Annotated in this window: 10 protein-coding genes and 2 pseudogenes; 4 read left to right on the plus strand and 8 right to left on the minus strand. The window is 54.1% G+C overall.

What is annotated here, in order from left to right:
- Window positions 1–291: 291 nt before the first annotated feature.
- The gene (locus tag QN378_RS14080) at window positions 292–3,201 is read left to right on the plus strand and encodes a ribonucleoside-diphosphate reductase subunit alpha (protein WP_322205039.1); all 2,910 of its coding nucleotides are present in this window, start codon (window positions 292–294) and stop codon (window positions 3,199–3,201) included.
- 190 nt (window positions 3,202–3,391) lie between these two features.
- Window positions 3,392–4,639 carry a ribonucleotide-diphosphate reductase subunit beta gene (locus QN378_RS14085; RefSeq protein WP_322205040.1) on the plus strand — a complete coding sequence of 416 codons (1,248 nt, stop codon included), beginning with the start codon at window positions 3,392–3,394 and terminating at the stop codon, window positions 4,637–4,639.
- Window positions 4,640–4,873: 234 nt separating this feature from the next.
- Here the strand turns inward: QN378_RS14085 and QN378_RS14090 are convergent, their stop codons facing one another.
- The gene (locus tag QN378_RS14090) at window positions 4,874–5,164 is read right to left on the minus strand and encodes a hypothetical protein (protein WP_322205041.1); all 291 of its coding nucleotides are present in this window, start codon (window positions 5,162–5,164) and stop codon (window positions 4,874–4,876) included.
- A gap of 235 nt (window positions 5,165–5,399) precedes the next feature.
- Here QN378_RS14090 and QN378_RS14095 point away from each other — a divergent pair, with 235 nt between their 5' ends.
- A complete protein-coding gene (locus QN378_RS14095; RefSeq protein ID WP_322205042.1) occupies window positions 5,400–6,053 on the plus strand; it encodes an HNH endonuclease in 654 nt (217 codons plus the stop codon).
- Window positions 6,054–6,249: 196 nt separating this feature from the next.
- Here the strand turns inward: QN378_RS14095 and QN378_RS14100 are convergent, their stop codons facing one another.
- The 4 genes from QN378_RS14100 to QN378_RS14115 all read right to left on the minus strand — a co-directional run bounded on the left by QN378_RS14100 (window position 6,250) and on the right by QN378_RS14115 (window position 9,220).
- Window positions 6,250–6,828 carry a TerD family protein gene (locus QN378_RS14100; RefSeq protein WP_322205043.1) on the minus strand — a complete coding sequence of 193 codons (579 nt, stop codon included), beginning with the start codon at window positions 6,826–6,828 and terminating at the stop codon, window positions 6,250–6,252.
- Between the two features lie 33 nt (window positions 6,829–6,861).
- Entirely contained in the window at window positions 6,862–7,437 is a 576-nt protein-coding gene (locus QN378_RS14105) for a TerD family protein (RefSeq protein WP_322205044.1), read from the minus strand.
- 7 nt (window positions 7,438–7,444) lie between these two features.
- Window positions 7,445–8,497 carry a TerC/Alx family metal homeostasis membrane protein gene (locus tag QN378_RS14110; protein WP_323547080.1) on the minus strand — a complete coding sequence of 351 codons (1,053 nt, stop codon included), beginning with the start codon at window positions 8,495–8,497 and terminating at the stop codon, window positions 7,445–7,447.
- Window positions 8,498–8,626: 129 nt separating this feature from the next.
- Window positions 8,627–9,220: a TerD family protein gene (locus QN378_RS14115; protein WP_322205046.1), complete on the minus strand. Its 594-nt coding sequence runs from the start codon at window positions 9,218–9,220 to the stop codon at window positions 8,627–8,629.
- 326 nt (window positions 9,221–9,546) lie between these two features.
- Here QN378_RS14115 and QN378_RS14120 point away from each other — a divergent pair, with 326 nt between their 5' ends.
- Window positions 9,547–10,461, plus strand: coding sequence for a restriction endonuclease (locus tag QN378_RS14120; protein WP_322205047.1), 915 nt, complete (start codon window positions 9,547–9,549; stop codon window positions 10,459–10,461).
- An 81-nt stretch (window positions 10,462–10,542) separates the two neighbouring features.
- Here the strand turns inward: QN378_RS14120 and QN378_RS23615 are convergent.
- The 3 genes and pseudogenes from QN378_RS23615 to QN378_RS14130 form a co-directional block, all read right to left on the minus strand.
- Window positions 10,543–11,049 (minus strand): annotated as a pseudogene (locus tag QN378_RS23615) (methyl-accepting chemotaxis protein); the annotation flags it as partial.
- A gap of 351 nt (window positions 11,050–11,400) precedes the next feature.
- Window positions 11,401–12,222, minus strand: a pseudogene (locus QN378_RS23620) (cache domain-containing protein); the annotation flags it as partial.
- A gap of 239 nt (window positions 12,223–12,461) precedes the next feature.
- Window positions 12,462–13,370: a LysR family transcriptional regulator gene (locus tag QN378_RS14130; protein WP_323547077.1), complete on the minus strand. Its 909-nt coding sequence runs from the start codon at window positions 13,368–13,370 to the stop codon at window positions 12,462–12,464.
- Window positions 13,371–13,475: the final 105 nt, after the last annotated feature.

A 13,475-nucleotide genomic window follows, 5' to 3' on the forward strand; every position in this document is an offset into this window, starting at 1 on the left:
ATTCAGCATTTTTCAGTAGGCAAAACCACTTGTGTGGATGTCAGCCGCTTTACCTCAACATTCGAGCCAATCGGCACACGTGTTGCAACAAATGACGAGCATTCTACATTCGATTTTTGGTAGCGGGCATTGATCCGAAACCTATGACTTCAAGGCCAGGGAATGGCAACAAAAGCCTTCCTTATCCGTTTTGAAGTCTTTGCAGCCGACGCTTGTCGGCTAACTGCCTCAAAACGGAACGGTGGGCACGTAATCAGTGCCCAAACAAACATAAAGAACGTGGAGACACCCATGCAAACAGACACAACTCGCGAGAATTCGCCGACCAATGCGCCGCATGCCGACCAGTCCCATCAGGATTTGTCCGCCACGGCTCCAGGTCAGCTGCGCGTGATCAAGCGCAACGGCACTGTCGTTCCTTATACCGATGACAAAATCACCGTCGCCATCACCAAAGCGTTCCTCGCAGTTGAAGGCGGCACCGCTGCTGCCTCGTCACGTATTCATGACACCGTCGCACGCCTGACCGAACAGGTCAGCACCACGTTCAAGCGTCGCATGCCTTCGGGCGGCACTATCCACATCGAAGAAATCCAGGATCAGGTCGAATTGGCCCTGATGCGCGCCGGCGAACAGAAAGTCGCCCGTGACTACGTGATCTACCGTGATTCTCGCGCTAAAGAGCGTGCCGTTCGCTCCACGGGTGAGCCGGTACAAGCTCACCCATCGATTCGCATTACCCGCGCCGACGGCAGTCTTGCTCCGCTGGACATGGGTCGCTTGAACACGATTGTCACCGAGGCCTGCGAAGGTCTGGCGGAAGTGGACGCGAACCTGATTCAAAGCGAAACCCTGAAAAACCTGTACGACGGCGTCGCGCTCAAAGACGTCAACACCGCCTTGGTGATGACTGCGCGCACCCTGGTAGAACGTGAGCCCAACTACTCGTTCGTCACCGCTCGCCTGCTGATGGACACCTTGCGTGCCGAAGGCTTGAGCTTCCTGGAAGTGGCCGACAGTGCTACTCACCACGAAATGGTCGACCTGTATGCCAAAGCACTACCGTCCTACATCGCCAAAGGCATTCAGTTCGATTTGCTGAACCCGATTCTGGCAACCTTCGACCTGGAGAAGCTGGGCAAGGCGATCAACCACGAGCGCGATCAGCAGTTCACCTACCTGGGCCTGCAAACCCTGTACGACCGTTACTTCATCCACAAGGATGGCGTGCGTTTCGAACTGCCGCAGATCTTCTTCATGCGCGTGGCCATGGGCCTGGCGATTGAAGAGAAGCAAAAAGAAGACCGTGCCATTGAGTTCTACAACCTGTTGTCGTCGTTCGACTACATGTCGTCGACCCCAACCTTGTTCAACGCTGGCACTCAGCGTCCACAGCTTTCCAGCTGCTACCTGACCACTGTTCCAGATGACCTGTCGGGCATTTATCACGCCATCCACGACAACGCCATGCTCTCCAAATTCGCGGGCGGTCTGGGTAACGACTGGACGCCGGTTCGTGCGCTGGGCTCTTACATCAAGGGCACCAACGGTAAATCCCAAGGCGTAGTGCCGTTCCTCAAAGTGGTTAACGACACCGCCGTTGCAGTTAATCAGGGCGGCAAACGCAAAGGCGCGGTCTGTGCCTACCTGGAAACCTGGCACATGGACATTGAAGAGTTCATCGAGCTACGCAAGAACACCGGTGATGATCGTCGTCGTACCCACGACATGAATACCGCCAACTGGATCCCTGACCTGTTCATGAAGCGCGTCTTCGATGACGGCCCGTGGACCCTGTTCTCGCCTTCCGAAGTACCGGACCTGCACGACCTGACCGGCAAGGCATTCCAAGAGCGTTACGAGTACTACGAAGCGCTGACCCAGTACGGTAACAACATCAAGTTGTTCAAGACCATCCAAGCCAAAGATTTGTGGCGCAAGATGCTCTCAATGCTGTTCGAAACCGGCCACCCTTGGTTGACCTTCAAAGACCCGTGCAACCTGCGCAGCCCGCAGCAGCACGTCGGCGTGGTTCACAGCTCGAACCTGTGCACTGAAATCACCTTGAACACCAACAAGGACGAAATCGCCGTTTGCAACCTGGGCTCGATCAACCTGCCGAACCACATCGTTGACGGCAAGCTGGACACCACCAAACTCAAGCGCACCATCGACACCGCCGTTCGCATGCTCGATAACGTTATCGACATCAACTACTATTCAGTGCCGCAAGCCCGCAACTCGAACCTCAAGCACCGCCCGGTCGGCTTGGGCATCATGGGCTTCCAGGACGCGCTGTACCTGCAACACCTGCCGTATGGTTCCGACGCTGCCGTCGAGTTTGCCGACCGTTCCATGGAAGCTGTCAGCTACTACGCGATCCAGGCGTCTTGCGACTTGGCCGACGAGCGCGGCGCTTATGAGACGTTCCCGGGCTCACTGTGGTCCAAAGGCATTCTGCCGCTGGATTCGCAACAGATCCTGATCGAGCAGCGTGGCCAGAAGTACATCGACGTTGACCTGAACGAAACCCTGGATTGGGCGCCAGTACGTGCCCGTGTGCAGAAAGGTATTCGTAACTCCAACATCATGGCCATCGCACCGACCGCGACCATCGCCAACATCACTGGCGTATCGCAGTCCATCGAACCGACGTATCAAAACCTGTACGTGAAATCGAACCTATCCGGCGAGTTCACCGTGATCAACCCGTACCTGGTTCGCGACCTTAAAGCTCGCAACCTGTGGGACTCGGTCATGATCAACGACCTGAAGTACTACGACGGCTCCGTACAGCAAATCGAACGCATCCCGCAGGAACTCAAAGAGCTGTATGCCACTGCGTTCGAAGTGGAAACCAAGTGGATCGTCGACGCGGCCAGCCGCCGTCAAAAGTGGATCGACCAGGCTCAATCACTGAACCTGTATATCGCTGGCGCATCAGGCAAGAAACTCGACGTGACCTACCGCATGGCTTGGTACCGCGGCCTGAAAACCACGTATTACCTCCGTGCCCTGGCCGCGACCAGCACCGAGAAATCGACCATCAGCACCAGCAAGCTCAACGCAGTGTCGAGCGGCAACCACGGTGACGACTCGATTCTGGCGGCACCAAAGCCGTCGGAATTCACCTCCGCCGGTCCAGCGCCAGTACCTAAGGCCTGCGCCATTGATGAGCCCGATTGCGAGGCTTGTCAGTAAGAAAAACGCTGAACCCACAGCTGGCTCCCCTGTAGGAGCCAACTTGTTGGCGAGCTTTACTGAACTGTAGTCTCGCGTAACAACCAACAAAATTTCATGCTTTTTGCGTGCAGCACCGTACCGCAAGCAACGCACCCCATGATCCACCGGCCAGTCCACCCGACTGACCCTCACGCAGGAGACGCATACCATGCTGAACTGGGATGAATTCCATAAAGAAGACGGCGAAACCGCCGCGCGCGCGACCAACGCCGGTCACGCCAACGAAGCCAACATGGACCGCCTCGACAGCGCCGGTGGCGCCGCCGCACTCGAAGCCCGTGCAGTCACCGCCAACGACTCGGCTGCGATCATTCGCGCCAAGGCCGCTCTGGACGGCCTCGACGTAGCCGAAGGTTTGGCTGAACTCGAAGGCGCCAGTGCCCGCGTTGCCGTTGACGAAAAAATGATGATCAACTGCCGCGCCGACCTGAACCAACTCGTGCCGTTCAAGTACGACTGGGCCTGGCAGAAATACCTCGACGGCTGCGCCAACCACTGGATGCCGCAAGAGGTCAACATGACCGCCGACATCGCCGTGTGGCGCGATCCGGAAGGCCTGACTGATGACGAGCGCCGCATCGTCATGCGCAACCTCGGCTTCTTCTCCACCGCCGACTCCTTGGTGGCCAACAACCTGGTACTGGCTGTTTATCGCCTGATCACCAACCCGGAATGCCGTCAGTACATCCTGCGCCAAGCGTTCGAAGAAGCGATCCACACCCACGCCTACCAGTACTGCATCGAGTCACTGGGCATGGACGAAGGCGAGATCTTCAACATGTACCACGAGATTCCATCGGTCGCCAAAAAGGCAGCCTGGGGCCTCAAGTACACCCGCTCGATCTCCGATCCTAAGTTCGAAACCGGCACCGTCGACACCGACAAAGAACTGCTGCGCAACCTGATCGCCTACTACTGCGTACTGGAAGGCATCTTCTTCTACTGCGGCTTCACCCAAATCCTCTCCATGGGCCGCCGCAACAAAATGACCGGCGTCGCCGAGCAGTTCCAATACATCCTGCGCGACGAATCCATGCACCTGAACTTCGGCATCGACGTGATCAACCAGATCAAAATCGAAAACCCACACCTGTGGGACGCTGAGATGAAGGAAGAAGCGTCGCAGATGATTCTGCAGGGCACGCAGCTTGAGATCGAATACGCTCGCGACACCATGCCTCGCGGAGTATTGGGCATGAACGCGGCGATGATGGAAGACTATCTGAAGTTCATCGCGAACCGTCGTTTGAGCCAGATTGGTTTGAAGGAAGAGTATCCAGGGACGACTAACCCGTTCCCTTGGATGAGCGAGATTATGGATTTGAAGAAAGAGAAGAATTTCTTTGAGACTCGGGTTATTGAGTATCAGACGGGTGGGGCGTTGAGCTGGGATTAATTTCTGGGGCTTAATTGCTTAGCTGATGTTTGAAATTGAAAAGCCAGGAGCGTGATGCTTCCTGGCTTTTTTGTTTGGGTTGTCCCGTCCTGATCAGGTGGCTTTGCGGGGACTGTGACCAACATCATAGAGTAGCTCTTAAACTGCTGCCAATAAGGCAGCAGTATTCAAGCACTTCAACTAGTTACCTAGTTCTTCGAAGCTCTTTACCCCGGGCCTCGTTAATAGCCAGACTTATGGAACTACCCTCCCCCGATACCCCTCAATCATCTCCTTCGAAATGTCCTCTTTAAAACAAAGCGGCGCATACCCACCCGGTCGGTTGTAAGCGCTACGTTTACCGCAACGGCTACCATTCTTCGCCGCATTGTAAGGGCACGGACAATTGCCGGGGTACGAAGCGATAGAGTCATTAATAAGAATTTGGACGATGGCTGAATCAGTCAGCCTCGCCTCTTTGCCTGACACAGAAAACGCGCCAAGCAGCGCCAGCATTGCTATGAAACCTATCCCTATTTTTCTCACGGCCTTTCCTTGCGTTCACGGAAGAAATATCAAATCTTCTACCATGATGCCTCAAGGCCATCGTTCAAAGTCGTATTATTATGTAGGCCATGACCTCCCATAGACACCGAATATTCCTACACGTATCGTCACGCTTGTATTCGATATCGGCGGCGTTATGACGAAGAAAGTTTCTGCCTTATGGACTGATGTAGAGCTTGAAGTGGCTGTGGATGCTTACCTCAGCATGCGACAGATGGAGAACGACGGTCGGCCATTTAACAAAACTGAAATCGGCCTGAAGCTGCGGGAAGGCGTGTTGTCTGCTCGAAGCAAATCAGCCATCGAATTGCGGATGCAGAATATTTCCAGTGTGATGGTCGGCTTGGGGCAACAGCGCATCAAAGGCTACGTGCCTGCGAAGAACGTGGGCGTGAACGTCAGCAGTAAGCTTCAAAAAATGCTTAACGATAAAGGTGTTTTCAGAGTAACTGGCGAGGTCGCGACAGCTAGTAATACGTCGATCGGTCAAAAATTCGAAGAATCCACGGCCGACTACCTGGACCCACCGCTGGGAATCAAACATCCAAAGCACTTTAACTCAACAGTCACCACATTTTCCCGTGACGATAAGGTTCGAGAGTGGGTGCTAACGCAAGCGAACGGCACGTGCGAAGGTTGCGGACAAAGTGCGCCGTTTTTAGGTGTGGACGGCAGGCCATTTCTGGAAGTACATCATGTTCATCCGCTCGCGATGGCGGGTAGCGACAGAATCGAGAACGCAGCAGCGCTTTGCCCAAATTGTCATCGTCGCTGCCATTTGGCTGAGGATAAAAATGCCTTTACCGAGTCGCTCTATGCACGGGTCAAGCGCCTCAAAGAAGAACGCCTTGACCTTGTGGTGAAGTGAGCATTTGTTCATTGCTGATGAACGATTTTTTCATTGGGTTTTTCTGGGTTTACAACTGCTGCGCAGTCAATCGCGAACACGTTCGTGCCCTGGTTTTGCGTTTGGCATAAAACCTGTGGAAGCCGCCGAAAGCTGCGATCGGCCGGGAACCGGGCGTCTGCTTTATCGCGACCTTCGGCAGCGCTCACAGGCGCGTTTAGCCTATGGCTACACCATGTGCCTCTGCCAACGGTTTCAAACCGCCGGTGAAGCCTTGTCCAATGGCTTTGAACTTGAACTCTTCGCCGGAACGGTACAGCTCGCCAAAGATCATCGCCGTTTCACTGGAGGCGTCTTCTGAAAGGTCGTAACGAGCGAGTTCTTTGCCGTCGGCTTTGTTCACCACGCGGATGAACGCGTTAGCGACTTGGCCGAAGTTTTGTTTACGCTGATCAGCCGAGTGGATGGTGACGGCGAACACCAGCTTTTTCACCGAAGCGGCCAGGCCACTGAGTTTGACTGTGACTTGTTCATCATCGCCTTCGCCCGCACCGGAGCGGTTGTCGCCCATATGTTCCACTGAACCGTCTGCGCTTTTTTTGTTGTTGTAGAAAATGAAGCTGGCGTCGTCGAGGACTTTTCCACTTTCGCCAACGATGAAGACCGACGCGTCCAGGTCGAACTCGGTGCCGTCGGTAACCCGCGGATCCCAGCCCAAACCTACGACAATCTCCGTAAGCCCAGGGGCTTCTTTGGACAGGGAAACGTTACCGCCTTTGTTCAGACTTACAGCCATCGCTAAATCCTTTTTGCTGATTGAATGTGTAGGTTAGAAGTTCATACCGTAAGAATTTGCCAAGGCTTTAAGGCCTCCGGCAAATCCTTGGCCGACTGCACGAAACTTCCATTCCGAGCCGTTGCGGTAAAGTTCGGCGAAGACCATTGCAGTCTCGACCGATGCATCTTCAGCGAGGTCATAACGAACAATTTCGGTGCTGGAAACGTCATTGACCACGCGGATAAACGAGCCGCTTACTTGACCAAAGTTTTGCTTACGGTCTTCAGCGTCGTGAATGGTAACGATGAACACGACCTTGTCGATATCTACTGAAAGGCGACTAAGATCGACAGTCAGGGACTCATCGTCACCCGCACCTTCGCCTGTGCGGTTATCACCGGTGTGTTCGACCGAACCGTCGACACTTTTCAGTTGATTGTAAAAAACAAAGTCTTTCTCGCTACGGACTTTACCGTTTGCACCCACCAATAGAGCGCTAGCGTCTAAATCAAACTCTTGGCCGTTGGTAGCCCGCGGATCCCAGCCCAACCCAACCAAAATTTTGGTCAAAGTCGGGTCCGTTTTTGATAACGAAAGGTTGCCGCCTTTTTGAAGAGTCAAAGCCATTTTTCATTTACTCCCTTTTTGATGTTTGGGCTTTTTTTTCAACCTGCTCTGCCTTCCCGGGTAAGAGCACACTGGCTAAGAGACCGATAGCCAATACCACCATCACAACGAGCAAACTAGTGTTTGCATCAATGTTGTAGCCGTGGTCGAAAAGATGATTAGTTGCGTTCAGACCCAGCTTGGCTGCGATGAAAAACAGCAGGGCAATGACCGCTTTTTCTAGATGAACCAAATACCGTTTCAGTGCTTCAAGAACGAAGTACAGGGTGCGCAAACCCAGGATGGCGAACAGCATTGCTGAATACACAATCAGCGGTTCGCGGCTGACAGCGATCACAGCGGGTACCGAGTCGAAGGCAAACAAGACGTCTGAAATTTCGGCCACCACTAAGCAAAGGAACAATGGCGTAGCGAACAAGGTGCCCTTCGCTGCCAGCGTCATGCCTTTGTTTTCTGGCTTCTGTAATTCATGCTCAAGTTCATGCCGGCGAACGAAGAAGTTATTGCCGTGAAGTTTTGGCCATACCGGGAACAGTTTTTTCGCAAATCGGTAAGCCATGTGTTCCGAATAGTCCGGCTCTGCTTCTTCATCACCACCGCTTCTGAGCATCATGACCGCTGTCCAACCGACGATGACGGCGAAGGCAACTTCGACCCAAGGTCCAAAGGCGAGGAGCCCGGTACCGATAGCGACGAAGACCAAGCGAAAAATGATAGCGCCGATGATGCCCCAGTAGAGAACCCGGTGACGCAGACCATCAGGTACTTTGAACCATGCAAAAATCGCCATGAACACAAACAGATTGTCGACGCTCAGCACTTTTTCCAAGGCATAACCGGTGACGAATAGGCTGGCGATTGTTGGACCATGTTCGACGTATAGAAACCCTGCAAACCCAAGTGATATGAAGACCCAGAACACCGACCAGACGGCTGCCTGTGTAAGCGAAACAGGTTTGTTGCCTCGGTGAGAGAACATATCAATGAGCATTGCCGAGACAGCCAGACCAACAAAGACGGCTGTCGTCAGGGGTGGAAATCCAAGTGAAACGCTCTCCATCGAACTACATTCCTTACGGCCGAAAATTACAGATTGAAATCGGAGGGGCTCAAGCCCGATTCGTTACAAATGGTCCGACATTGCATATTTTTTAGGCCAATCGAACATGCTGAACCCCTGTGAGCTAGATCATGCGCGCAGCGCTCGGACGGCCAATCCCACCAAGTCATCGGCAGTACGGCCATTGGTGACCTCCCCGATGGTGGTGAAGTCCCAACCGGAAGCGGATCGAGTCAGGCAGGCCATCACCACGCCGGTGTGCTGACCTTTCTCAGAGAGATTGAAGCGCGCCAGTTCTTGCCCGTTTTCGGCGTTGAGAACCCGGCAGGTGGCGTTTTCGATGTTTTCGAAATTCTGTCCCGCGAATGAATTCACGGTGAATACCAGGTACTTTACGGTCGCTGGCAACTTATCTAGGTCCACGGCGATGGATTCATCATCCCCGTCTCCCTCGCCGGTGCGATTGTCGCCTGAGTGCCTGATGGAGCCGTCCTTGGATTGAAGCGCGCGGAACCAAACCAGATCGATGGGTTTTTTGTCCTCGTCAAGCACAATGCAGGACGCGTCCAAGTCGATTTCCTGGCTGGCCGTCCCTAATAGTTTTGAAAAAAACCCGGCTGGTTTCGCCGGATCCCAGCCGAGCCCAAGGGTGACTTGCTTGAGGTTGTTGCCGGCGGCTTTCTCAAGAGAGATGGTTTGATTCTTGTCCAAAGTAAGTGTCATGCGACGTTCCTTGTGATGGATCACTGCCCGTTCGAATCATTGGCTTGCTCCGGATATCCGGCTAGCAACCGCTCAAATATTCATGCTTTTGAGCCCCGGAAAACAGGTCTGAAAATCAGGGAAGTAACTCTCTCAGCGAACGGGTAATCGCGATGCCGGGCAAGTCCTCTTTCGGCCGTAAGATCGCTCCGCTACTTCTGTAGGAAAACAACCCATCCGTTGTAGCGAGCTTTAAAATACATATGCGGGGTTCATATGACGCGGGTCATAGACACCCTCATCCGGCACCCGTATCGTCGTCGACGAACTTCTAATATCAGAGCACCATGTCCAGAAAATCCTCGCTTTTTAATGATCTATTTTTTATCGCCAGTAAGCTTCCATGGTGGGTCAGCGTAGCCGTTGCGGTGAGTTCTTATGGCTACCTTCACTCCGTCGCGGCCGCACCTACGCCTCTTTATTCAGACTTAAAAAATTTAAATTCGATGGTCTTTAATACGGCTTTTAAAACGTTCGCCATGTTCGGCCAATACTTACTGCCGCTAATCTTCCTTGGCGGTGCAACGGCCTCGATTTTTGGCCGCCGTAAACGACGCAATCTACTGGCGGCGATGACCATGGCCGGTGGCAACGGCTTGGCCACTATCACTTGGCAGCAGTTCGAGTTATTGGTAGGTGAAGCGCTTCGGCATCAAGGATTTAGCGTGGTCGAAACCGGGGGAAACGGGCCCGACGGTGGTATTGATCTGATTGCGCACAAAGGTGGCGAAAAATACTTGGTGCAGTGCAAGCAATGGCGCTCATTGCAGGTAGGCGTACCGGTGGTTAGGGAGCTGTATGGAGCGATGGCAGCCGAAGGGGCGACGGGCGGATTTGTGATCACAAGCGGCCGATTTACCGGGCCCGCAAAACAGTTCGCTTCGGGACGAAATCTACGCCTTGTGGACGGGGAACAACTGAATAAATGGATCGCAGCAAGCAAACGTTCTGGACCAAAACCAACGTCGGCAGTGGTAGATGCGCAGCCGGGGCCATCGGGTGAAGCGGTGGTTGCAAGCGCGGCCAACGCTGTTCCGGCATCCAAAGCGCTGGTTACACCTGATGCACCCGCATGCCCACATTGCAAACAAAAGATGGTGACCAGGGTTGCCCGCAGTGGGGCCAATGTCGGCGGCGATTTTTGGGGATGCTCTGCTTATCCGAAGTGCCGCGGCATTCGGCCAATATTTAAGACATTGTGATGCGAAAGTTCGCGTGGTTATCACAAAAAAATGTTGGAGCGGGGCCGCAGCAGATTAGGACCGACAGCCTCACTCCCGACCTCAAATTCTGAATTGACGAACCAGCCCACCGAGGCGACTACCCAGTTCCGTCAGGCTCCTTGAAGTCTGTGCGCCGCTTTGTGCATCGCCCGCTACGACATCTGCTGCTTGGGCGATCTGAGTCATGCTGCGACTCACTTCTTCGGCCACGGCAGTCTGTTCCTCCGATGCACTGGCGATCTGGGCGTTCATGTCATTGATGGTCTCGATCAACGCGCCGATGGCGTCCAGCGACACCCCGGCCTGGTTCGCCAGTTCACCTGTGGTTTTGCCGGTTTCACTTGAGCGACCCATGGCAACCACGGCGTCCAGCGTGCCTTTTTGCAGCAAGCTGATCATCTCGTGAATTTCTTGAGTGCTTTTTTGCGTGCGGCTGGCCAGGGCGCGAACTTCGTCGGCAACGACGGCGAACCCTCGACCGGCGTCGCCCGCGCGTGCGGCTTCAATAGCAGCGTTCAGGGCTAGCAAGTTGGTCTGTTCGGCGATGGATCGAATCACGTCCACTACGCTGGCAATCGACTGCACGTCGTTGCGCAGGTTGTCCAGCGATGAGCTACTTTGCCCGATATCGCCGATCAAGGAGTGGATGCTATGGATACTTTTACTCACGACGTCTTTCGCTTGCGCCCCCACTTCGCTGGTTTTCTTGGCGGCCTGCGAAGCACCCTGTGCGCTGACGGCGACCTGCTGAGCGGCGGCCGACATTTCATGGATGGCCGTGGCGACCTGATCCGTTTCCTGGCGCTGCTGATCCATGGCGTGCTCTGAGCGTTGCGCCTGGGATGACATATTGCCCACCAGCGACGTCAGTTGCTCTGTCATCTCCGCGATCTGGCGCACGAGGCCATGGACCTTTTCGACAAATAGATTAAACGAGTTTGCCAGTGCACCGAGCTCGTCGCTGCTGGTGACCGGCAGGCGGCGGGTCAGGTCACCATCACCTGCGGCGATGTCATCGAGGTTCTTTTTGATCGCGAGGACCGGTTTGACGATGCTGTTGCCTAACCACACGCCAATAACAGCAACCAGTAGCAGCAATCCCGCGGCAATGACCAGAATAAACGCGGTGTATGAGCCAATCCGGCCATGGCGGTCACTGGCAATGGTTTGGACCTGCACGGCGATATCGTCGAGGTTCACTTGGGTGCCAAAAACCAGATCCCACTTGTCCAGGTAAACGGTGTAGCCCAGCTTTGGCACTGGCTTGGCACTGCCTGGCGTCTGCCAGTCATAACGGAAATAATGAGTGCCCGACTTACCCGCCTCCACTAACCCACGGATAACATAAACGCCGTTGGCGTCCTGACTGTCGATAAAACTTTTGCCGATATCGAGGTCTTTGTCGGCCCAAAACACTCGAACACTTGCCGAGTTATAGCCGTAGAAGTAACTCTGCTTGTCATAAATCAACGTCCGAAGAACTTTTACGGCGTTGGCTCGCGCCTCAAGATCGCCGGGTTGCGATGCGTCGTAGATCGGTTGAATCGCCGCCATGGCGATTTCCAAATAATGTTTGAGTGAAACTTTTCGCTCCTCGATCAGCAGCGAGCGCGTCTGCTCAACCTCCTCGGACGCCAGCTTTTGCAGGACCACATAAGTGATGCAACTGATTACCGCGGCCAGTAACAGGCTCGGAATGATCGCAAGAAGGATAACTTTACTGCGTAAATTAAGCGCCACGAGGGGGTTCGCCTCAGTCAGGAGATAGTATTTTATAAGAAGGATTGTCCCCGTTTTTTATGAACGTAAATACGTCCGATACGGTTCTAATAAATAGGGAATTAGACGGGAGGTGAATAATGGTTCCAATCATAAAAGACCGGGTAGATAAGTCAACCAGCCATCATCTTAAGAATGATAAATCGAGCATAAAATTGTTGGAGGGACCCAAGGCCGCGACTCGACGGGAAACGGGGTAGCTAGTTAATGGATAACACCGCCGAAAGTTGCTCGACCAGCCCGTGGACTTTGGGCAACGTTTCGCGGCTGCGCGGCCAAGCCAAATACAGCGTCAACCCTTGCGTCGCGAAGTCGGGGAGAATCTCCACCAGCTCGCCGTTGTGCAACTGTTCTTTTATCAGCCAGGTCGCGAATTGTGCGATTCCGCTGCCCGCCATCACCGCCGAGACCAACGCTTCCGCATTTCCTACAACAATCCGGCCAGCGATGGGCCGAGACAGCGTTTTGCCGGCGCCGTCAGCAAAAAACCAAGGACTGCTACTGCCGTCTGCTTTGCCATATAAGACGCAAGCATGCTCGGCCAAATCCTCAATACTCCGCGGACGGCCACGTTGCGCAATATAAGCAGGAGATGCACAAAAAATGACCCGCTCGGTTCCCAAACCCCGATGGTTCAGCGCTCCGGGCCAAGCATCTGGACCCCCGAGGCGCACCGACAGGTCAATACGCTCTTCAAGCAAATCGACAAAGCGATCCGTAAACGAGATGTGCGCTCGCAGGTTAGGGTAGTGCTCGACGAAGGCCAAAATCAGCGGCATTACATGGAGCCGCCCGTAAGAAGTCGGCAGGTCTATACGTAAGTTGCCAGAAGGTTCGGCACGCTGGGCGGCCAGCTCGGTTTCGGCGTCTTCAAGATCTCCAAGGACTCGCGTGCACACGCTGTAATAAGTCGTTCCCGCTTCTGTCAGCGCCAGACTACGAGTGGTGCGTTCAAACAGGCGCGTGCCAAGCCGCTCTTCTAACCGAGCGATTCCTTTGCTAACGGCCGAGTTGCTGAGGTTCAAACGTTCGGCGGCCCCCGTAAAACTGCCTGCGTTGGCAACCGCGACGAACATGGCGATGCCTTTGAGTCGTTCAGTTGTGGACATGGTGAGGGAGGACTATTAGTGAACTGAATTCAACAGTGTACGGAAAAATGACCAGCGATAAGAATTTTATTCTTCAATAGGCTGTCAGCTCTCAATAAACCGGGT

It is taken from the genome of Pseudomonas sp. 10S5, assembly GCF_035019745.1.
Lineage (GTDB): Bacteria > Pseudomonadota > Gammaproteobacteria > Pseudomonadales > Pseudomonadaceae > Aquipseudomonas.

Excerpts from the sequence above, each read along its gene's own strand:
- QN378_RS14080 (WP_322205039.1), top strand. The coding sequence starts at position 292 with ATGCAAACAGACACAACTCGCGAGAATTCGCCGACCAATGCGCCGCAT.
- QN378_RS14085 (WP_322205040.1), top strand. The coding sequence starts at position 3,392 with ATGCTGAACTGGGATGAATTCCATAAAGAAGACGGCGAAACCGCCGCG.
- QN378_RS14095 (WP_322205042.1), top strand. The coding sequence starts at position 5,400 with ATGGAGAACGACGGTCGGCCATTTAACAAAACTGAAATCGGCCTGAAG.
- QN378_RS14100 (WP_322205043.1), bottom strand. The coding sequence starts at position 6,828 with ATGGCTGTAAGTCTGAACAAAGGCGGTAACGTTTCCCTGTCCAAAGAA.
- QN378_RS14105 (WP_322205044.1), bottom strand. The coding sequence starts at position 7,437 with ATGGCTTTGACTCTTCAAAAAGGCGGCAACCTTTCGTTATCAAAAACG.
- QN378_RS14110 (WP_323547080.1), bottom strand. The coding sequence starts at position 8,497 with ATGGAGAGCGTTTCACTTGGATTTCCACCCCTGACGACAGCCGTCTTT.
- QN378_RS14115 (WP_322205046.1), bottom strand. The coding sequence starts at position 9,220 with ATGACACTTACTTTGGACAAGAATCAAACCATCTCTCTTGAGAAAGCC.
- QN378_RS14120 (WP_322205047.1), top strand. The coding sequence starts at position 9,547 with ATGTCCAGAAAATCCTCGCTTTTTAATGATCTATTTTTTATCGCCAGT.
- QN378_RS14130 (WP_323547077.1), bottom strand. The coding sequence starts at position 13,370 with ATGTCCACAACTGAACGACTCAAAGGCATCGCCATGTTCGTCGCGGTT.